We start from the raw sequence: 20369 nt of genomic DNA on the forward strand, positions 1-20369 counted from the left end.
GCAATTAGCAATTAGCAATTAGCAATTAGCAATTAGCAATTAGCAATTAGCAATTAGCAATTAGCAATTAGCAATTAGCAATTAGCAATTAGCAAAAGTTAAATTATTTGGATTTGGGAAGTGCAAGCAACACTGATTATTCTAAAAATTATTTTTCTCAGTTTCTCTACTGTCAGTTCGAGTGGTTTTTAATTCAATTTTTTCATTGAATTAAAAATGTCTGCCCGCCAAGTAAGAGGGTATCGAGAACCATTTGGAACACCTACTTAAAACAACTAGATTGCCACGTCGCGAAAAAGCTCCTCGCAATGACGTATTCTTTTACTTAAGACTTAGTACTTTTTACTTAATACTCTTTGCCATAGCAAAACGCGCTGTCACCCTGAGCGCAGTCGAAGGGAATGGAACACACATGGGTCTTCGACTGCGCTCAGACCGACAATGGTACTAATTTATATCGAGAATCTTTGCATGTATCGAACCTGTTCTGATACAATTTTATGTTTCCGCTATGCTACATCATAAAACCACTCGAACTGACATTGATAATATTAATGCTACCGATTTCGACGGCGCAAAAAAGCTCCTCGCGATGGCGTATACTTTTTACATAAGACTAAGTCCTTAATACTCTTTACTGTAACAAAACGCGATGTCATCCTGAGCGCAGTCGAAGGGAATGGGACACGCAAAGGTCTTCGACTGCGCTCAGACTGACAATGGTACTGACAACTCACTTAGTTACTTTGGGTGCAACAGATTGCCACGTTGCGAAAAAGCTCCTCGCAATGACGTATTCTTTTTACTTAATACTTAGTACTTAATACCCTGTACCTCAAACCTCGTACTTCTCTTCTCCCAACTCAGCGCCCAAAACTTACAATTGAGTAACTTAACTTATTTTCCAAAGAATAATTCCTCCATCTTTGAGTAACATAAAACCAACCTAACCATGGAAACTATCATTGAAATTTTCATTTACATACATGCCTTTTTTGGTGGTGTGGGGCTTATTACCGGTATTGCGAGTATTGTCGTAAAAAAAGGTCAACTTAACCATAAGCGTCTTGGAAAATGGTTTTCTTGGTCTATGATTATTAGTTCTGCTATATCTTTGGTGATTGCGAGAATGCCCAACCACATCAATACCTTTTTATTCTTGATCGGTATTTTTACTATTTATATGGTGTTAGCGGGTAATAGAGCGCTGACATTTAAAACTGTCAAAAAAACAAAAGCAAATTTGACCGATAAATTGGTTTCTGGCATTATGGCTTTATCGGCTTTGTTAATGATTGGCTTTGGTATTACCGGACTCCTAAATGGCTATTCGCAAAGCATTCTTTTTCTGTTCTTCGGAATTATAGGTCTGTTTCTACCTTATGGAGATTATAAACTATTTAGAACCACATTAGAAAACAGGAAGCTTTGGCTTATAAACCACCTTAGTAGAATATTAGGTGCACTTATAGCCTCGGTTACCGCATTTATAGTTGCCGGTATGCACCAAGACACCCTTTGGGCATGGATGACTCCGTCCGTTTTAGGAACTATCTATATTGTCTACTGGATTAAAAAAACAAAAGGAAAAAAGAAGTTGAAAACAGCTTAGTCTTTTTCTTTAAGATTTAGGTTTTCAGCAAAGTAATCACAAAAATCTTTCATGGTAGCCGTCATTTTATCGTCTTGTGTTGCCTTTTGAAAAGTATCGGTCAAAGAAACCAATGTTTGATGAAAGAAAGTCTTCATTTCATCAACAGGCATATCTTTTGTCCACAAGTCAATTTTTAAAGACTCCTGATTCTTGCTGTCCCAAACGGATAATAACATTGCCTTAGCGGCTTCGTTCTCTATACCACCGTCTTGTGCAGACCAGTTTAATGTTTCCGGAATTCTATTTTCATCTAATCCTACGCGCAGTGTAATTTCTGAAGTATGTAAATCTGCCATCTAATTTCTCGGTTTGTAATTTGATTTCTTAAATATTTCATCTGCAGGCATCGGCATTAACTGCATCATGCTTACATCATTATTTTCCATAAAGGCACGCACAATTTGCCAACCTATATAACGACCAAGCCTACCTGGCGACTCATTATCCAACTCTAATCCGAATTTAGAAAATGGGGCTGGTTCTAAAAATCGTTGATTTAATTTGTTATCCGTGCTATATAGATATTCGTTCTCTATAAAATTTCTCCATATTGGCTCCTCATTTGCTAAAGCCCAGTCTATTTCTTCTTGAGAATACCCTATTTTTTTTGCATCGCTGGCCTCGGGCATCAACTTATCTTTAAGATATAATTCTTTACCGAAATAAACCATTCGAGCAAGATATGTACGGTCTCTAGGTCTTGGCACTACTTGCTTGGCAAAAGAACTGGCAACATCGCTCACTAAAAAATTACGGTCTAAAGACTGTGCTATGTAACGCTGAAAACCACCGTAATACTTGTGTTCAGAACCTAAATAATTATCAAGACTGATAAATAATAAACTATCGGTTAAAATGATTCTATTATTATAATCAACATCATTGGTAACGGTAAGTACTTTTGGCGTTTTGTATTCTGGAAAATAATATTTGATGTGTTTGAACAATTGTACCAACCCTTCTTCTTCATCTTCAAAACTGCGAAAAGCATTACCCACTTCTTGAAATAATTCAATTTGAAGAGAATCGTTCATTTTGGCGATCCAAACACTATCAGGTGCCGGAAACAAATATGGATACTTTCTACGCAAAGCCGACAATCCCTCCTTACCCGAGGAGGCAAACTCACGATCAAATCTAGAAATTTTAAGATCTACTGGTATAGCAGCTATCTCTTCGGTTACCTTATCACTATCATTACAGCTAGAAAGAATGAAAAAAACTGATAATAGTATAAAAATAGGTTTGACCTTGTCAAGTATTTTACAATACATTTTATTATTCACAGCGTTCAACTTATTTTTATGGCAAAGTTAATTGATTTTACTAAATAATTAGAACGGTATGCAAACGGAAAAGGTAATTGAGCACATTGTTAATTGGTTAAAGGATTATGCTACCAACGCAAAACAGAAAGGTTTTGTCATTGGTATATCTGGCGGAATTGACTCTGCAGTTACTTCTACCCTATGCGCTAAGACAGGTTTAGACCTTCTTTGTTTAGAAATGCCGATTCACCAAGCCGAGAATCAAAGCAATCGTGCATCTCGCCATATTGAGTGGTTACAAGAGAACTTTAAGAATGTAAAAAGACAACCGGTTAACCTTACACCGGTTTTCGACAGTTTGGTTGCTACTTTACCAGCTGTTCATAACGAAGAGGACAGATTTATGTCTTTGGCAAATACACGAGCTCGTTTACGTATGACTAGCTTATACTATTTTGCTGCACTTGAACGCTACCTTGTAGCCGGAACTGGAAATAAGGTCGAGGATTTTGGGGTAGGATTTTACACCAAGTACGGAGATGGTGGTGTAGATTTGAGTCCGATCGCAGATTTAATGAAAACCGAAGTTTATGCCATAGCAAAGGTTTTAGGCATAAATGAAGAGATAATCAGTGCTGCACCAACTGATGGATTGTGGGGCGATGATAGAACAGATGAAGACCAAATAGGTGCTTCGTATCCTGAGCTAGAATGGGCAATGGACATGAAAGACGAAGGCAAAACAGTTGATGACTTTGAAGGAAGAAAAAAGGAAGTTTTCACTATCTTTACAAGATTACATACCATGAACCAACATAAGATGTTGCCAATACCCGTTTGTGAGATTCCAAAACAGTTAAAATAACAACTCAACTAAGAATCAAGGTATTAAATCGAAAATAAAGTCTAAAATTTTACGTTAATAGTAAAATAATGCAACTTTGACTTCTAATTTAGAATTTTAAGCCTTACATTGCATGTTGTCTTTTCAGACAAGAATAGGTTCTGAAATCTATATAAAAAAACAATTAATGATCAAAGTTTTAATAGCGGATAACCACCCCATCATTAGAATGGGAGTTAGGAAGGCTCTAGAATCCGCTGAGGGATTTGAATTGATCGATGAGGTAGCTACTACCGAAGAACTTTTTGAAAAACTTAAAGACACAACCCCCGATGTGGTCATGCTAGAAATGGATATTCCTGATGTTAACGGAATAGCAGCATTACGCAGAATTAAAAAAGATTACGCAGACGTAAAAGTTCTTATGTACAGCGGTCAATCTGAAGATGTTTATGCCTTAAGTGCGATTAGAGCCGGTGCTTTCGGATATTTATCAAAATCATCTGGTGTAGAATATATTACTGCAGCAGTAACTAAAGTAAGTGAAGGTAGCATGTTCATAACAAACGAACTTGCACAACGTCTTGCTTTTGATGAAGGAACTAAAAAACCTAGAAGGTTCTTTAGAAAACTTTCTACTAGAGAAATAGAAGTTTTAAAACTTTTAGCTAGTGGTAAACGTAACAAAGAAGTTGCATTAGGATTGAACCTAAATGAAAAAACAGTTAGTACCTACAAAGCTCGTTTAATGAAAAAATTAAATGTAGACAATATGGTCGATTTATTACAACAGGCTAAAGCCTTAGAATTGTACTAAATTCTTACAACTGGCAAATAATAAAAAAGACCTGCTTAAAGTAGGTCTTTTTTTATGCACTCTATTTTTATACTATGATAAAACCCTATTCAATTTCTGATTCAGTAATTTATTCAACTGTATATAGTTCATAATCTCCTCTAATGCCTCTCTATTATCCCTATTAGGTTCTTGAGTAGTATTTTGCAAAGTATTCATTCTCTTTTTTATTAAAAAGCAGCGTAACGTAAGTATCGTCTCACTTACCAACTGCGCAACACCTATTTCTTTACTCTTTGGGAAAATTTCTTTACGCTCCCAGTCGTCTAACTTATACCGTTCCTCTTCCATTAAAATAGAAGAAATCTGGTTCGCCATCTCTTGCTCTAAACCATTGACAAAATTGGTAATCGAAAATTCTTCTTTTTCATTTAAGGCTTCAATCAGCCTTGAATACATATTACGAAAATCTTCATTGGCCAATTCTATTTCATCTTCTTGAAGATCTAAATAGATTTTCTCATAAACCTTAATTTCAGACAACTCTGGCTCTAACACCAAATCTCCTGCTTCATTTTCTTTTAGCACAAGGTCTTCAAACTGCTCTTTGTGGTTTCCGTACAACATTAGCGATTCAATAATTTTTCGCTCTAACAAATATTGTACATCTACTTTTTCTTCTTTCTGCTCATCCGTATTACGAACAACATCAAAAGCTTTTTGCTCTTCTTTTGGCGTTGCTTGTATATTCTTCTCTTCTTTCTTACCAATTTGAGCAAGTGTGTTGTACAAAACCGCCTCAGAAATATTCATGATCTGGGCACACTCTTGTATATAAATTTCTTTTTGAATACGGTCGGGAATCTTAGCAATACTGTTCACGATATCCCTTACCGTATCTGCTCTCTTTATTGGATCGTTATTTGCCTCTTTCACAAGAAGCGATGCCTTAAACTGAATAAAATCTTTTGAGTTGTCATTAAGATAGTTCATGACATCTTCTAACTCATTATTTTTGGCAAAACTGTCTGGATCTTCTCCTTCCGGGAATGTACAAACCCGCACATTCATACCTTGTTCCAAAATAAGATCAATACCACGTAGCGATGCTCGTAAACCTGCCGCATCCCCATCAAATAATACCGTAATATTTTTGGTCAATCTATTAATGAGCCTAATTTGCTCTGGCGTCAATGCCGTACCACTTGAGGATACTACGTTATTAATACCGCGTTGTACAAATTGAATTACATCGGTATACCCTTCTACCAAATAGCAATTATCTTCTTTAGCAATAGATTGCTTAGCATGGTAAATACCATAAAGTACCTTACTCTTATGGTAGATGTCACTTTCGGGAGAATTCAGGTATTTAGCTGCCTTTTTATCGTTCGTTAAAATACGACCGCCAAAACCAAGTACACGACCACTTAGAGAATGAATAGGAAACATAACCCGACCTTTAAATCGGTCGAACTTTCGTGATCCATTCGGGTTATTAGGATCTTCCTTAACTATGGTCAATCCTGTTTTAGCAAGGTATTCTAGTTTATACCCTTTATCTAAAGCAGCTGTTGTAAATCCGTCCCATTGATCTAGGCAATACCCTAACTCAAATTTCTTGATGGTTTCATCTGTAAAACCACGTTCTTTAAAATAGCTAAGTCCTATTGCCTTACCCAACTCTGACTCCCACAGCATTTCTTTAAAATGCGTTTGGGCAAATTCAGACACCAGGTACATACTCTCACGTTCGCTAGCTTGTTCTTTTTGTTCGTTAGATTGTTCGGTCTCCTCTACTTCAATATTATATTTCTTTGCTAAGTATTTTATAGCCTCAGGATACGTAAAATGCTCATGCTCCATTAAAAAAGCGACTACATTACCGCCTTTACCACTACTGAAATCTTTCCAAATCTGTTTTACAGGTGATACCATAAAACTTGGTGATCTCTCGTCAGAGAAAGGACTAAGTCCTTTAAAATTAGATCCCGATTTTTTTAGCTGTACAAAATCACCAATAACCTCTTCTAAACGAGAAGTTTCATATACTTTATCTATGGTAATTTTTGAAATCATATTCCTCCCTTAGTCCCTCCAAAGGAGGGAAACGCTGTTTTTAAATAATTTATAAAAGTATTAAAATTTAAGCGGTTGACATATGCAATCAAAAATGAATGTGCTTTTTAAATTATAAAAAAAGATATCTATTTTATTACATTAGTGCATCTAATCGTTTTATAGTATGATAGAAAATAATTTGCACTTCTATTCAAATACTTTATTCGAAAATATTATTATTGAAAAAATAAGATGAATCGAAAACCTTTAGTACAAGAAAAATTCTCGATACTAATTTTGTTCTCGAAAAGGTCTCAAAATTCACTCGAAGTGACATCCATTTATAAGAACCAAATTAAACAGCACAAAGAACAACGCTAATTTTATATTATGATACTATTCTTTGGCACTAGACCAGGAAAGCCTGAAACTAAAAAACTTTTTAACAGTACATGTCCATATTGCCAGCAAAGCGCGACTTTAACCGCGTTCACCCAAAAGAACTATTTTCATATATTTTGGATAAAGCTCTTTAAAATATCTAGCACGACTACAATAGAATGCAGCCATTGTAAACGTGGGTATTATGAAAAAGAGTTTACCGAAGAGATGAACAGAGAACTATCTAATACAAATAATTAGCTGTACTAACCGGTTTTTACACACGGTACCACAGCTAATTTGATTGATGAATTTTTTATTAAAGGTCGAAACGAAGACCTAACGAAATGTTTCTTTGCTCTACAACTGCATCTTTAAATATAGGATTCAAATCATATTTTACATAGAACAAAACACCATCTACACCTGCGTAGGCACTTAAACCATAAATTAAATCATTGGTATTATAACTACGCTTCAACTTATCTTTTACATTATCACCGTCAAGGTTATATTTTAACTTTTGACGTGTCCCCAAATTAAATCCGCCATAGCTACCTATTCCCACTCTAAATTGATTTTTTAAAGAATATCGCATGGTATTATCGGTAGTTTTCAACTTGGATGGACCAAATTCAAAATGTATCGGAAAAACGAGGTTATCCATTCTGAATTTCGACTTATCTAACTCATAATCGAATTCTTGAAGTTCTGATTGTCCGTTTTCTAACGACACTAAATACTGATTATCCTTAGGCTTTAAACCATTAAACTGAAATGAGAATCCGTAATTAAACCTTAAGAAATTCGTATTTTTAAATACTCTGGTACGCCATTGCCATCCCATTTCAAAAAATCTACTACCGCCTATTTTATATGGTGAATCGTTTAAAGACTGCCCTTCTACAATAGCATTATTAAGACCAACAGCAACCACCAAATCTGAATATGTTCTTCTGTCATACATAGGTTCTCTTCTATTCTGATTTTCATTAAGTCGAATTCCGAAAAGCTTTGCATCGTCACCGTCATCATCTCCGAAACCGATTTGAAAAGCAAACTTATAATTCAAGGTGTCTAATTCCTTTATCTCTCCATTATTTCGCTCTAATAAGGCAATTTTGTTGTCAATTATGGCAATTCTATCTTCAATATTTAAAGCTCGCTTTTCAGCCGCTTCCATTTTCAGGGTATCTGCTGCTTCTTGTGTGATTTCGCCTTTCTCTAATCTTTTAGAAATCGCTGCTATTTCAAATTTTAAAGCTTCCTTTTCTTGTCTTGTTACACTTAGCTTTTGCTCTTTTAAAATATTAACTGTTTTTTGATAATCTTCTTGCGCTACTGAATTATGCACCATAAATAGGGTCAGCATCACGATTAAATACATTGTAATTGTTCTCATTTCGATTTTGATTTTAATTGATGAATAAAACTCCGCTCCCTGTCCCTATAATTTTTAAAGAGATGAAGGACAAAACGATTTGTGTTTGATTAATTATTACGGTCTGCCACTGCAGTTCGCACTTTTATGAATCCGGCTTTTAAAGAATTAAAAATTTGGTCTCGGAAAGATTGATCAAGTTCTTCTTCAACCTCTGTCAACAAAGCCATTGCATCGACAGATTTATCTGTATTAAATATTTTATCTCTTAATATTTCATCTTGAGCACGTTTCAATAACGAATCTACTTCCGCATCGGTAACCGTACTATACTGCTCTAAAACATCTATTTGAGCTACTATATCGGCTACTTTTGAGTTGATTATTTCGTCTGATACTTCTAATTTAGAAGTAGATTGGTCTCCAGGTACATTTTCAACAACTGCTATTTCAACGGCATCATTTAAAGTTTTGTTCTCTTGTACTTCTGGTATTTTATACTCTTCCTTTTTAACAGTCGTACTTTCTGTTTTTGTATTTGTTTCTACAATAACCACTTGTTCTTCTTGAACTGGGTCTTTAGTGATTACCTCTTCGACCTTATTTTCGTTTTCTGTCTCTACCAATTCTATTGGTGATTCGTTCAACTCATTTGCTCCATTAAAATAAAATAATGCAACACCCAACAGCACTATTATGCTAGCGGCAACACCTATCCTCAAATACACAGGTTTCTTCTTCCTATCATCATCTTTTAATTCTGATGAGATTTTTGACCAAGCATTTTCTGACGGATTTATCTCCCGCTCTTGTAACTTGGCCTTTATGTGTTTTTCGAATTTATCGGTTTCCATACCCTATACTATTTTGTTGCCTTAATTGTTCTTGAAGCAATTTTCGGGCTTTTAATAACTGTGTTTTTGAAGTGCTCTCTGTGATCGAGAGCATTTCTGCGATTTCTTTATGCTTATACCCTTCTACATTATACAACACAAATACCATTTTATAACCTTGCGGTAAAGCATCTATCAATTGTTGAATATGCTCAGTATCTAAATCGGTACTTTGCGATATTTCTTCAGATTGATTCTTCTCGTACACCTCATCATCATATACCACAAACTGTTGCTTTCTTAAATAAGAGATGCTTTCTCGTATCATTATCCGCCGCAACCATCCTTCAAAACTTCCTTCAAACTTGAACGTATCTAGCTTATTGAACATTTTCAGAAAACCTTGCACCATTACATCTTCCGCGAAATGAATATCTTTTATATACTGACGGCAGACACTCAACATTTTTGGAGCATGTTTTTTATACAAACGCTCTTGCGCATCGCGGTTACCCGATGTTGCTTTTTTAATGAGCTGCTGCTCGTTTTTATAAAAAGGTATAATTTTCAAAATATTGGTTTGGTCTTCTATTAACATAGACGCAGAAGAAGAACATATAGTTGCCTGAAGATAAACAAAAAATAAAATTAATTTTTAAAATACTGAAATACAGATACTTAAAAATAATAAAAAGAGGATTATTTTTTTTGACGGATTTACTTTTTACGATCCACCACGTAATTCACCATCAACTCTAAAGCACTTTTATACTCAGAATCAGGGTAGGTACTTAGCAGTTCTAAAGCCTCGTCCCTATATTGTAGCATTTTAGATACTGCATAATCCAATCCGCCTTTGTCTTTTACAAAACCGATAACTTGTTTGACGCGCTTTTTATCCTTATTGTGGTTTTTGATGGAATTGATGACCCAGCTTTTCTCTTTTTTGGTACAGTGGTTCAGTGCGTATATTAAGGGCAACGTCATTTTTTGCTCTTTAATATCGATACCTGTCGGCTTTCCAATTTGTTTGGTTCCATAATCAAAAAGGTCATCTTTGATCTGAAACGCCATACCACAGAGCTCTCCGAATTTCCTGAAAGTTTCTACATCTGTACTATCCGGTTTAACCGAACAAGCACCCAATGAACAGCATGCTGCAATCAACGTTGCCGTCTTTTGCCTGATGATGTCATAATACACATCTTCGGTAATATCTAGACGCCTTGCTTTCTCTATCTGTAATAATTCGCCCTCACTCATCTCACGAACGGCAACTGAGATAATTTTAAGCAAATCGAAATCTCCGTTATCTATAGATAACAAAAGACCTTTAGACAGTAAATAATCACCTACCAAAACGGCAATCTTATTTTTCCACAGCGCATTTATTGAGAAGAATCCCCGGCGTTTATTGCTTTCATCAACCACATCATCATGCACCAATGTTGCGGTATGTATCAATTCTATCACCGATGCACCACGATAGGTACGCTCGTTCACCTCGCCACCATTCAACAACTTGGCTGTTAGAAATACGAACATAGGGCGCATTTGCTTCCCCTTACGATTTACGATGTAATGAGTAATTCTATTGAGTAATGCAACCTTAGAGGTCATTGAATCTCTAAACTTAGATTCAAACAGCTCCATTTCCTGATAGACAGGTTCCTTTATTTGTGCTACTATTTTCAGTTGCTCTTTATTTGGACTCCAAAATTAGTCAAAAGCTAGCAGTTAACAGTAATTGGGAGGATAGATAATGGTTTCTCGAGTAATTAGGAGCTAGTGGTTAGGGATTAGATGTGGGTTGTTGTTTGTTGGAAATGTAAGTTCAAGTTCAAAACTCAAGTTCAAGTTCAAATGCAAAAGTGCTGTTGGTTGTTGGTTGTTGGTTGTTGGTTGTTGGTTGTTGGTTGTTGGTTGTTGGTTGTTGGTTGTTGGTTTAAACGCTTCGCGTTTTTTAGTATTAGGTAATCAGTATAAAGTACTAAGATGTTACAATAGTAATAACTCTATTAACACTTTGTATTTTCTAAGTTTAGCTTTGCTAAACATAACACTTCGTAACAAGTCTATTTTCTATACTCTATTTTCTCTCTTCTAACTTAAGACTTAGTACTTGATACTTTGTACTTCTAACTTTTATTAGCCAACTGCCCACATGCGGCATCGATATCCTTTCCTCTAGAACGACGAACGGTTACGACTATATTATTCTTCTCTAATGTATTCACATAGCGATCAATGGCTGAGTTTGAGGCTTGCTTGAACTCACCATCATCAATAGGGTTATATTCTATTAGATTTACTTTAGATGGTGCAAAACGGCAGAATTCCACCAAGGCATCGACATCTTTTTGAGTGTCGTTAATTCCGTCCCAAACTACATATTCGTAGGTAATACGGCTTTTTGTTTTCTCGTACCAATATACTAAAGACTCTCGCAAGTCGCTCAATGTAAACTTGGCATTGAAAGGCATAATTGAAGTTCTTATTTCATCAACAGCAGAATGTAAGGAAACTGCCAATTTGAATTTCACCTCATCATCTGCCATTTTCTTAATTAACTTAGGTACACCAGAAGTGGAAACGGTAATTCGTTTTGGAGACATACCCAATCCGTCAGGAGAAGTAATCTTATCAATTGCCTTCAATACATTATTGTAGTTCATTAAAGGCTCTCCCATCCCCATAAAAACTATATTGCTCAATGGTCTTTCGAAATACAGGCGACTTTCATTGTCTATAGCAACTACTTGATCGTAAATCTCATCGGGATTCAGATTTCGCATACGTTTTAAACGAGACGTTGCACAGAACCTACAGTCTAAACTACAACCTACCTGACTAGATACACAGGCAGTGGTTCTTGACTTTGTCGGTATCAACACCGATTCTACAATTAAATCGTCATGTAAACGAACGGCATTCTTAATTGTACCGTCACTACTACGCTGCATAAGATCTACCTTAATATGGTTGATTACAAAACTAGCTTCTAGCATTTCTCTAGTTTCCTTTGATAGATTTGTCATCACATCAAAAGAATACGCTGCTTTCTGCCATAACCATTCATATACCTGGTTACCACGAAAAGCTTTGTCACCGTTAGAAACAAAGAATTCTCTAAGCTGCTCTCGCGTTAGTGCCCGAATATCTTTTTTCTTTATTTCTTCCATCTTTTTAAAGGTAGGTATTACTAGTGATAAAAATCCCGCTTTCTCAATATGTGATAAAGCGGGATTTTATTATTCTTCCTTTTTAGAAAGGATGTATTTTGAACTTATATAATCAACATAGCATCACCATAAGAATAGAACTTATAGCTTTCTAATATTGCCTCTTTGTAAGCTTTATTCATTAAATCATGACCCATAAATGCAGATACCATCATCAATAAAGTAGATTTTGGCAAGTGAAAATTTGTTATCATCGCATTTGCAATACTAAAATCGTATGGAGGAAAAATGAATTTATTCGTCCAACCTTCATACGTATTCAACGTTTGCTTAGATGAAACAGCACTTTCTAAACCTCTCATTGCTGTAGTACCTACTGCACAAATACGACGTTTTTCTCTCTTAGCATTATTAACAATATCTGTAGCTTTCTCATCAATAAATAGCTCTTCGCTATCCATTTTATGCTTAGAAAGATCTTCAACTTCTACAGGGTTGAAAGTACCTAAACCAACATGTAACGTCAATTCTGCAAAATCAACACCTTTAATTTCTAAACGTTTTAGTAAGTGTTTAGAAAAATGAAGACCTGCCGTTGGAGCGGCAACTGCACCTTCATGCTTTGCATAAATAGTTTGATAACGACCTTCATCTTCTGGCTCAACGTCTCTTTTTATGTATTTAGGTAACGGAGTTTCGCCTAATTCTCTAAGTTTTCTTCTAAAATCTACATATGCACCATCATATAAGAAACGTAATGTTCTACCTCTAGAGGTAGTATTATCGATAACCTCAGCTACCAATGTTTCATCATCACCAAAATATAGTTTGTTACCAATACGAATTTTACGTGCTGGATCTACAAGAACATCCCAAAGACGTTGCTCTTCGTTCAACTCACGTAAAAGAAAAACTTCGATACGCGCACCTGTTTTTTCCTTGTTACCGTATAAACGGGCAGGAAAAACTTTAGTATTGTTTAGAACCATTACATCGCCCTCATCAAAATAGTCGATCATGTCTTTGAACATCTTGTGCTCAATTTTTCCGGTATCTCTGTGGATCACCATTAATTTAGACTCATCTCTATTTTCAGAAGGATGCTCCGCCAATAATTCTTTAGGAAGCTCAAAACTAAAATTTGATAATTTCATGTAGCTATTATATTTAATGCAGCAAATTGCGGCTGCAAATATACAATCTGAAGATAGGCCTTGTCAAGTAAATAGCTAATTATAATTCTTTTATACTGAAATCTAGTTGTTTTAGATCGTTCCAAAAATCTGGATACGACTTAGATACTACCTCTGCATCGTTCACAAAAAGTGGAGTTTTCATTGCCAAAGGCGCAAAAGCCATTGCCATTCTATGGTCGTTATACGTATCTATAGCTACATCTACGTTAATCTCAGACGTTGGTAAAATGGTAAGTGTTTTATCTGTTACCGAAATATTCGCCCCCAATTTAGAAAGCTCTGTATGTAAAGCTTCTAATCGATCTGTTTCTTTAATTTTTAAGGTGTGCAGACCTATTAAATGACAACCAACCCCTAATCCGAAACAAGTAACTGCAATAGTTTGTGCAATATCTGGTGCGTTGGCTAAATCAAATTCATTTTTAGCTAACACCTTTTTATCTGTCTTTTTTAAGGTGATCTTATTTTCGCCAAATGTAGTTTCTACCCCAAAAGACGCATAAATATCGGCAAGTACACTATCACCTTGAAGACTTTTCTTTTTATAGGCAGACAAGGTTATTTCTGTGCCTGGTGCCGCAAGTGCGCAAATACCATAGAAATAAGAGGCTGAACTCCAGTCGGACTCCACCACCAATATTGTTGGTGCTACCTTAGACTTAGAAGACACTTTGATGATATTATCCTCAAATGAAGTTTCTACACCAATTTCTTCAAGTAATGCTAAAGTCATTTTAATATACGGTACCGAAGTAATTTTACCTACCAACTCTAATTCTAATCCGTTTTCTAAGCTTGGTGCTATTAACAACAGAGAAGAAATATACTGACTACTAACATTTGCCGGCAGACTTACTTTATCTTTTACAATACGTTGCCCTTTTATTTTTATAGGTGGATAGCCTTCATCTTGTACATAAGATATTTCTGCTCCTAATGTTCTTAAAGCATCAACAAGAATCTTAATAGGTCTTTCGGTCATTCTTTTAGATCCGGTAAGAATTACTTCCTTACCTTCTTGAGAAGAAAAATAACCTGTTAAAAAACGCATTGCCGTACCAGCATGATGAATATCGACCGTACCCTCTGAAATTTCCAAACCTTTTGCCATGACTTGGGCATCATCAGAATTTGAAATATTTTCTATTTTAATATCTGGGAATAATGCAGCCAATAATAAACTACGGTTAGATTCACTTTTAGAACCTGTTATAGTTATAGTATCTTTTAATTGATGATTTGACGGACCAGTTAGGTGAAGTTTCAATGCGTATAGTTTTAAAAATAGAACGCCAAATATACGCCTATTTCAACTTTTTATTACTGTGATGACGGTCATGATCTCGCTTTGTTTTTAAATCTAACTTTTTATCGAAAGCTTGTTGTAAATCGATACCTGTTTGATTTGCTAAACATAAAACCACGAACATTACATCTGCCAATTCTTCGCCTAGATCTTTGTTCTTATCAGATTCTTTTTCACTTTGTTCACCGTAGCGTCTTGCAATAATTCTAGCGACCTCCCCTACTTCTTCTGTTAGCTGTGCCATATTGGTAAGCTCGTTAAAATAACGAACGCCATGTTCCTTAATCCAATTATCTACTTCTAGTTGTGCGTTTTCAATGTTCATTACTCTTTATTTTTTGTATCCATCAATATAGTTACAGGACCATCATTCAATAACTCCACCTTCATATCTGCCCCGAATATACCTGTGCCTACTTTCTTATTCATCTTTGATTCTAGAGTTGAAATAAAAGCTTCGTATAGCGGAATAGCTACTTCTGGTCTTGCCGCTTTTATATAAGATGGGCGATTTCCTTTTTTAGTGCTGGCATGTAGCGTAAACTGACTTACCACAATAGCATCTCCGTTTGTTTCTAGTAGAGAATTGTTCATCACTCCTATATCATCATTGAAAATTCTAAGGTTAACTATTTTATTTGTAAGCCAATCAATATCTTCTTGGGTATCTTCATTTTCAATGCCGATGAGAATTAAAACACCTTCTTCAATGGCGCTTATCTTTTCTTCATTAACCGTTACACTTGCTTTGGAAACTCGCTGTATTACTGCTCTCATTTTTTTTCGTCATGTATATCTACCCTATAATGCTCGTCTTCGCCTTTGATCATCTGTAAATAACTGTTATACCTACTCCAAGCTATATCACCTGTTTCTAAAGCATCTTTAACGGCACATTTTGGCTCATCTACATGAATACAATTATTAAACTTGCATTCTTGTTTCAATTTAAAAAACTCTGGAAAATAGTTGCCAATTTCCTCCTTTTCCATATCAACAATACCAAATCCTTTTATTCCGGGTGTATCTATAATACGTGCATTAAAACTTAAATCGAACATTTCAGCAAAAGTTGTGGTATGCTGACCCTGAAGATGTTGCTTAGAAATTTGTTTTGTCTTAATATCTAAATTAGGCTCAATGGCATTTACCAAGGTAGATTTACCAACCCCAGAATGTCCAGAAAACATAGAAGTCTTACCTAACATCATTTCTTGTACCTTTTCTACATTTTTTCCTGTTGAAGCAGAAATACCAATACAGATATATCCTATTTTACGATAAAGGGCCGCTAAAAATTTGATTTCATCTAACTCTTCTGGTGTATATGTGTCTACTTTATTAAAAAGTAAAACTGCCGGTACTTCGTATGCTTCTGCCGTTATTAAAAATCTATCGATAAAAACTGGGTAGGTCGGCGGGTTATTCAACGTTATCAATAAAAACACCTGATCCAAATTTGCAGCGATGATATGTGTCTGTTTCGACAAGTTAACAGACTTACGAATGATATAATTTTTTCGTTTTTCAATTTCATTAATAATACCAAAGGTATCATCGCCAGTAGTCTCTACCTCAAAACGCACAGAGTCACCAACCGCAACCGGATTTGTACTTTTAATACCTTTTATTCTAAACTTTCCTTTTATTCTACATTCATAGAAATCGCCATCTTCTGCCTTAACAGTATACCAACTTCCTGTAGATTTGTAAACAATTCCTACCATTTATCCAAAATACCTTCCATTTATACAAAGTAACTGCTTTAAATATAAAAATTAATATAAATTTGGAATTAGAACAATAACAACCAAAATCAAGAAAATGAAATTCATTAAAAAATTTGTGCTGACTTTAACTTTATCAGCATTCACTTTTGGGATTGCCCAAGAAACTATTACCAACGAATCTGTAATACAAATGGTCGAGCTTGGTTTCGATGATTACATGATTATCGATAAAATAAACACTTCTGATGTTAAGTTCGATGCATCTATTACCGCTCTTGGGCAAATGAAAAATGCTGGAGTTTCTTCTGAGGTTTTGTCTTTAATTATGGATAAGTCAAAACAAAATACAATGTCTAAAACTGGTATTTATTTTACAGATGCTAGTGGTGAAGACAAATTGGTTCAGCCAAGTGTATTTTCTGGAGCAAACTCTAATCAAGTTGCACAGAAATTAGTTTCTGGTTTAATCAACGCAAAACAGAAAGCTCAATTACCGAAAACTCAATCTAATAATGTTATTCGTCAAAGTCAGCCAGAATTCACCTTTATTTTTGACCCTAGTGTTACTCAGGTAGATAACATGCAAAACAACCAAGGTAGCGATGCGGGTATTTTTAACTGGTGGTTTAGAATGGCAAGTAACCCTAACGAGTTTGTTTTGGTAAAACTTACCGTAAAAGAGAAAAAGAATCTTAGAGAAGTTATTACAGGTAAAAGTAGCTGGATCACTAGTAGTAGTGGTATAGACCCTAAGTACGCCCTTAACTTCGCTATCGAGGAAATTGAAGGAAATAAATTCAAAGTTACTCCTGATTCATTAGAGCCAGGTGAATATTGCTTTATTTACCAAGGTCAAGTTCCTCAAGGCAGAGAGAACCAATCGGTTTTTGATTTCTCTATTCAATAGAAAAATAACATATTTTATATAAAGACCTGATACCAAAAGTATCGGGTCTTTTTTTGACTATGGATTTCTGGTAGATTTTTTTAAGGGTTTCGTATCATTTTACATTTATATGATGTTCAATTCTTTGCATTCTTCATTTAAGAGTATACTTTCATAGCACAATGAACAATCAATTTTTAAAACCACTATCATGAAAAAAATTATTTTATTGAGTTTTATTGCCCTTTTAGGAATCACCACAATTACAGCACAAGAATACAAAGTTATTACCAGCGTAGAATCTATTGTCCCTAGCGGATTAGGGAGATCACGTATCATTGATGCAAATGCAGATAGGGATTTCAAGGAATTTACATCAGAGCAAACCGAGGAGGACAATACCAGAAACAAATCTAAACGTGGAAACATTAGAGTTAAGGATTTTGAAGAAACAAAATTGCTTAACTTTTATAATGTTGCGGGTATTCGTTTTCAGAACATTGCTGCCAATGATGCGCTCATCTCTTCTAAATTAAGTGATATGACCAAAAATGGTTGGGAGCTTGTTTTTGTTACCAGCGGTGTTGAAGCAGATGCCGGTAATACAGACGGACAAGGTATTTTCATTACCCGATACATCTTTAAAAGATAAAACTAATAGTCATAAAAAAGCCCGGTACATGCCGGGCTTTCCATTTTTATTTTCTTAAGACTACTGTGCCAAATTTATTTCAACGCGTCTATTTTTCTGTCTACCATCTTTGTACATGTTGGTAGCGATTGGTTTACTTTCCCCATAACCGATAGCAGTTAATCTTGTTGGTGAAATACCACCATTAATTAAAAATTGCAATACGGCTTGTGCTCTCTTCTCTGATAATTTTTGATTGGTAGCTTCAGAACCTATACTGTCGGTATGCCCTTCAATTGTGAAGTTAGCATTTGGGTATTCATTCAATATCCCAATAATATCTACTAACACTGGTGTAGATTCATCTTTAAGCGTAGATTTTCCAGTCGTAAACAAAATTGTTTTGGCATACTCGTTCAATGACTTTTGAACCTCAGCGGTAACTACTGGCTCTGGACAACCTTTGTTTGCAACCGTACCCATTTCATTAGGGCATTCATCATCTTTATCTAAAACAGAATCTCCATCAGAATCTGCCCAAGGGCAACCATTATTCTCTACTGGTCCTGCCTCATCTGGACATTGATCTTCGTTATCCAATATCGTATCGCCATCAGAATCTACCCATGGGCATCCGTTGTTTTCTGCTGGCCCTGCTTCTTCTGGACATTTATCCTCATTATCTAAAACAGAATCTCCATCAGTATCTCCCCATGGGCAACCGTTATTTTCAATTGGTCCTGCTTTTTTAGGACAACCATCTTCTTTATTCGGTATACCATCACCATCAGAATCTTTAGGCTGACCATAATAAACTGGTACTTTTAAACCCGCGTAAACATCAGCACCTTGAATTTCATTCTTTGTAAATGTAGATATCAACGAACCTGAACCAATATAAAGTGGACCGGCACGTAAACCTGCTCCTACTTGCAAGCCACTATATTGGTAGCTGCTTACCGGTAAATAGAAACTGAACCACTTGCTCTCAAAACGTGGCGTCAACGAAAAAACATTTGCTGTTCTTAGGTTGTTTTCACCTGCAGAACGCATAGATACATCTGTATTGAAATTCAAATAAAAGTTATTTTTAATATTCCAATCTGCATTAAAATGAAGTGCAGTCGGCAAACCAGCTTTTATAGCTTCTGTAGCTTGTGTAAACGTATATAGGTTCTGTAAATCATCAGAATCTTCTATATTATCATAATCATCTTGGGTAATAGTATTGTTGATGTTATAATTATCTACTAAACTTCCTTTATAATTTACTGAACCAACATCTGTAAGCGACAAACCAAATTTAAGTTTGTACTTGTTTTTATCTTTCATCACTGTTTTTTCTCCGTCAGCACCTGTTACTACATAATCTTCGTAATCTGGTCTCCACTCATAAACGAAACCAAGATCAAAACCGAATCCGTTTGCATCTGGCACTTCATAATCATAGTTGTCATCATCATAATCATCTGCACGACCATAAATTAAATCTCCCGTAGATTCCAATGTACCTATAGTGGAACTATCTGGTAACGTGGCACCGTCAGCATCATAATCGATAGTTACATTTCTACCGGTTACATATGCGTTACCAAATCCTTTTAAATATTTTAATGAAAGACCACCTTTTAAAAAATGCGCGTCTTTATTCATCAATTCTTGGGCGTAGGTAATACCTACTTCAGCCCAGCCATGCCCAGCCGCAAAGAAATCTCCTTCGTTTACTATAAAATCTTCACTTTCATCAATGCTGTCATCTAAATCATCTATACTTTCACCATTAAATTCATTACCGGTTACAAAACTTCTTGCCCTAGTGAAAACGGCTATAGAAGATGTTCTGCCTATATTGAACATAAAAGACGGACCTAATACATCTACATTGCCAGAAAAATTATTGTTGTCCGATAGCGACAATACGGCGTCATCATCATACTCAAAATCACTTGATATTAAATCTGAATACCCTACACCTACATAATCATTGGCAAGAAAACCACTTGCACCGACCAAGTTGATATCGGTTTTAAAACGAGAATCTGCAATGTTTGCCGGGTTAGAGATTACGCCGTTTACTCCACTATAGTTATCGGTTAAATAGCCGATATAAGATTGTGCTTTTGCTGATAGTGATGCGACCAACAGAATGGCAACTAAAACTACTTTTTTCATACTTCAGGTTTGGTTAAAATGGTTCTTTAGTCCCCTAAACGATACATA

20 protein-coding genes are annotated in these 20369 nt (G+C 35.5%); 6 read left to right on the forward strand and 14 right to left on the reverse strand.

Features of this window, described 5'->3' with window-relative positions:
* Nucleotides 1-952 precede the first annotated feature (952 nt).
* On the forward strand, nt 953-1612 hold the full coding sequence (locus tag CLV90_RS17695) for a hypothetical protein (RefSeq protein WP_133688848.1): 660 nt from the start codon (nt 953-955) through the stop codon (nt 1610-1612).
* On the opposite strand, the gene gldC is transcribed toward CLV90_RS17695, so the two are convergent.
* Together gldC and gldB are read right to left on the reverse strand one after the other, a co-directional pair.
* Nucleotides 1609-1950 (reverse strand): gliding motility protein GldC, encoded by a 342-nt coding sequence (gene gldC, locus CLV90_RS17700; RefSeq protein WP_133688849.1) that lies wholly within the window; start codon nt 1948-1950, stop codon nt 1609-1611. The two genes, CLV90_RS17695 and gldC, sit on opposite strands and share 4 nt — an antisense overlap.
* Nucleotides 1951-2928: a gliding motility lipoprotein GldB gene (gene gldB / locus CLV90_RS17705; RefSeq protein ID WP_133688946.1), complete on the reverse strand. Its 978-nt coding sequence runs from the start codon at nt 2926-2928 to the stop codon at nt 1951-1953.
* 70 nt (nt 2929-2998) lie between these two features.
* Here gldB and nadE point away from each other — a divergent pair, with 70 nt between their 5' ends.
* Both nadE and CLV90_RS17715 read left to right on the forward strand, forming a co-directional pair.
* The gene (nadE, locus tag CLV90_RS17710; protein WP_133688850.1) at nt 2999-3787 is read left to right on the forward strand and encodes an NAD(+) synthase; all 789 of its coding nucleotides are present in this window, start codon (nt 2999-3001) and stop codon (nt 3785-3787) included.
* 166 nt (nt 3788-3953) lie between these two features.
* Nucleotides 3954-4583 (forward strand): response regulator, encoded by a 630-nt coding sequence (locus tag CLV90_RS17715; protein ID WP_133688851.1) that lies wholly within the window; start codon nt 3954-3956, stop codon nt 4581-4583.
* A 72-nt stretch (nt 4584-4655) separates the two neighbouring features.
* On the opposite strand, the gene dnaG is transcribed toward CLV90_RS17715, so the two are convergent.
* Nucleotides 4656-6641 (reverse strand): DNA primase, encoded by a 1986-nt coding sequence (gene dnaG, locus CLV90_RS17720; protein WP_133688852.1) that lies wholly within the window; start codon nt 6639-6641, stop codon nt 4656-4658.
* Between the two features lie 372 nt (nt 6642-7013).
* Between dnaG and CLV90_RS17725 the strand changes: the two genes are divergently transcribed.
* Nucleotides 7014-7265 carry a zinc-ribbon domain-containing protein gene (locus CLV90_RS17725; protein ID WP_133688853.1) on the forward strand — a complete coding sequence of 84 codons (252 nt, stop codon included), beginning with the start codon at nt 7014-7016 and terminating at the stop codon, nt 7263-7265.
* Nucleotides 7266-7323: 58 nt separating this feature from the next.
* Here CLV90_RS17725 and CLV90_RS17730 read toward each other — a convergent pair whose 3' ends face one another.
* The 10 genes from CLV90_RS17730 to rsgA form a co-directional block, all read right to left on the reverse strand.
* Nucleotides 7324-8406 carry a hypothetical protein gene (locus tag CLV90_RS17730; protein WP_133688854.1) on the reverse strand — a complete coding sequence of 361 codons (1083 nt, stop codon included), beginning with the start codon at nt 8404-8406 and terminating at the stop codon, nt 7324-7326.
* Nucleotides 8407-8495: 89 nt separating this feature from the next.
* Nucleotides 8496-9239, reverse strand: a complete 744-nt coding sequence (locus CLV90_RS17735) for a hypothetical protein (protein ID WP_133688855.1) — start codon at nt 9237-9239, stop codon at nt 8496-8498.
* Nucleotides 9226-9789 carry an RNA polymerase sigma factor gene (locus CLV90_RS17740; RefSeq protein ID WP_133688856.1) on the reverse strand — a complete coding sequence of 188 codons (564 nt, stop codon included), beginning with the start codon at nt 9787-9789 and terminating at the stop codon, nt 9226-9228. The genes CLV90_RS17735 and CLV90_RS17740 overlap by 14 nt, the downstream gene beginning before the upstream one ends.
* Before the next feature lie 146 nt (nt 9790-9935).
* Nucleotides 9936-10913 (reverse strand): polyprenyl synthetase family protein, encoded by a 978-nt coding sequence (locus tag CLV90_RS17745; protein WP_133688857.1) that lies wholly within the window; start codon nt 10911-10913, stop codon nt 9936-9938.
* A gap of 443 nt (nt 10914-11356) precedes the next feature.
* On the reverse strand, nt 11357-12400 hold the full coding sequence (gene rlmN / locus CLV90_RS17755) for a 23S rRNA (adenine(2503)-C(2))-methyltransferase RlmN (RefSeq protein WP_133688859.1): 1044 nt from the start codon (nt 12398-12400) through the stop codon (nt 11357-11359).
* Nucleotides 12401-12504: 104 nt separating this feature from the next.
* Complete coding sequence (queA, locus tag CLV90_RS17760; RefSeq protein ID WP_133688860.1) at nt 12505-13554, reverse strand: tRNA preQ1(34) S-adenosylmethionine ribosyltransferase-isomerase QueA; 1050 nt, start codon at nt 13552-13554, stop codon at nt 12505-12507.
* Nucleotides 13555-13633: 79 nt separating this feature from the next.
* Nucleotides 13634-14863, reverse strand: a complete 1230-nt coding sequence (locus CLV90_RS17765) for a 3-phosphoshikimate 1-carboxyvinyltransferase (protein WP_133688861.1) — start codon at nt 14861-14863, stop codon at nt 13634-13636.
* Between the two features lie 37 nt (nt 14864-14900).
* Nucleotides 14901-15227 (reverse strand): nucleotide pyrophosphohydrolase, encoded by a 327-nt coding sequence (locus CLV90_RS17770; RefSeq protein WP_133688862.1) that lies wholly within the window; start codon nt 15225-15227, stop codon nt 14901-14903.
* The gene (gene dtd, locus CLV90_RS17775) at nt 15227-15679 is read right to left on the reverse strand and encodes a D-aminoacyl-tRNA deacylase (RefSeq protein WP_133688863.1); all 453 of its coding nucleotides are present in this window, start codon (nt 15677-15679) and stop codon (nt 15227-15229) included. The genes CLV90_RS17770 and dtd overlap by 1 nt, the downstream gene beginning before the upstream one ends.
* Nucleotides 15676-16629, reverse strand: coding sequence for a ribosome small subunit-dependent GTPase A (gene rsgA / locus CLV90_RS17780; protein ID WP_133688864.1), 954 nt, complete (start codon nt 16627-16629; stop codon nt 15676-15678). Before rsgA ends, dtd begins: the two co-directional genes overlap by 4 nt.
* Before the next feature lie 97 nt (nt 16630-16726).
* Here rsgA and CLV90_RS17785 point away from each other — a divergent pair, with 97 nt between their 5' ends.
* Complete coding sequence (locus CLV90_RS17785; protein WP_133688865.1) at nt 16727-17539, forward strand: hypothetical protein; 813 nt, start codon at nt 16727-16729, stop codon at nt 17537-17539.
* A 190-nt stretch (nt 17540-17729) separates the two neighbouring features.
* The gene (locus CLV90_RS17790; protein WP_133688866.1) at nt 17730-18170 is read left to right on the forward strand and encodes a hypothetical protein; all 441 of its coding nucleotides are present in this window, start codon (nt 17730-17732) and stop codon (nt 18168-18170) included.
* A 60-nt stretch (nt 18171-18230) separates the two neighbouring features.
* On the opposite strand, the gene CLV90_RS17795 is transcribed toward CLV90_RS17790, so the two are convergent.
* A complete protein-coding gene (locus CLV90_RS17795; RefSeq protein ID WP_133688867.1) occupies nt 18231-20321 on the reverse strand; it encodes an OmpA family protein in 2091 nt (696 codons plus the stop codon).
* Nucleotides 20322-20369: the final 48 nt, after the last annotated feature.

It is taken from the genome of Maribacter spongiicola (assembly GCF_004364165.1).
Lineage (GTDB): Bacteria > Bacteroidota > Bacteroidia > Flavobacteriales > Flavobacteriaceae > Maribacter > Maribacter spongiicola.

Bases quoted from the DNA above. Each gene is read 5' to 3' on its own strand.
- gldC (WP_133688849.1), bottom strand. From the start codon at position 1,950: ATGGCAGATTTACATACTTCAGAAATTACACTGCGCGTAGGATTAGAT.
- CLV90_RS17735 (WP_133688855.1), bottom strand. From the start codon at position 9,239: ATGGAAACCGATAAATTCGAAAAACACATAAAGGCCAAGTTACAAGAG.
- queA (WP_133688860.1), bottom strand. From the start codon at position 13,554: ATGAAATTATCAAATTTTAGTTTTGAGCTTCCTAAAGAATTATTGGCG.
- CLV90_RS17725 (WP_133688853.1), top strand. From the start codon at position 7,014: ATGATACTATTCTTTGGCACTAGACCAGGAAAGCCTGAAACTAAAAAA.
- rsgA (WP_133688864.1), bottom strand. From the start codon at position 16,629: ATGGTAGGAATTGTTTACAAATCTACAGGAAGTTGGTATACTGTTAAG.
- CLV90_RS17695 (WP_133688848.1), top strand. From the start codon at position 953: ATGGAAACTATCATTGAAATTTTCATTTACATACATGCCTTTTTTGGT.
- CLV90_RS17730 (WP_133688854.1), bottom strand. From the start codon at position 8,406: ATGAGAACAATTACAATGTATTTAATCGTGATGCTGACCCTATTTATG.
- nadE (WP_133688850.1), top strand. From the start codon at position 2,999: ATGCAAACGGAAAAGGTAATTGAGCACATTGTTAATTGGTTAAAGGAT.
- CLV90_RS17795 (WP_133688867.1), bottom strand. From the start codon at position 20,321: ATGAAAAAAGTAGTTTTAGTTGCCATTCTGTTGGTCGCATCACTATCA.
- dnaG (WP_133688852.1), bottom strand. From the start codon at position 6,641: ATGATTTCAAAAATTACCATAGATAAAGTATATGAAACTTCTCGTTTA.
- CLV90_RS17790 (WP_133688866.1), top strand. From the start codon at position 17,730: ATGAAAAAAATTATTTTATTGAGTTTTATTGCCCTTTTAGGAATCACC.
- CLV90_RS17715 (WP_133688851.1), top strand. From the start codon at position 3,954: ATGATCAAAGTTTTAATAGCGGATAACCACCCCATCATTAGAATGGGA.
- CLV90_RS17770 (WP_133688862.1), bottom strand. From the start codon at position 15,227: ATGAACATTGAAAACGCACAACTAGAAGTAGATAATTGGATTAAGGAA.
- dtd (WP_133688863.1), bottom strand. From the start codon at position 15,679: ATGAGAGCAGTAATACAGCGAGTTTCCAAAGCAAGTGTAACGGTTAAT.
- gldB (WP_133688946.1), bottom strand. From the start codon at position 2,928: ATGTATTGTAAAATACTTGACAAGGTCAAACCTATTTTTATACTATTA.
- rlmN (WP_133688859.1), bottom strand. From the start codon at position 12,400: ATGGAAGAAATAAAGAAAAAAGATATTCGGGCACTAACGCGAGAGCAG.
- CLV90_RS17785 (WP_133688865.1), top strand. From the start codon at position 16,727: ATGAAATTCATTAAAAAATTTGTGCTGACTTTAACTTTATCAGCATTC.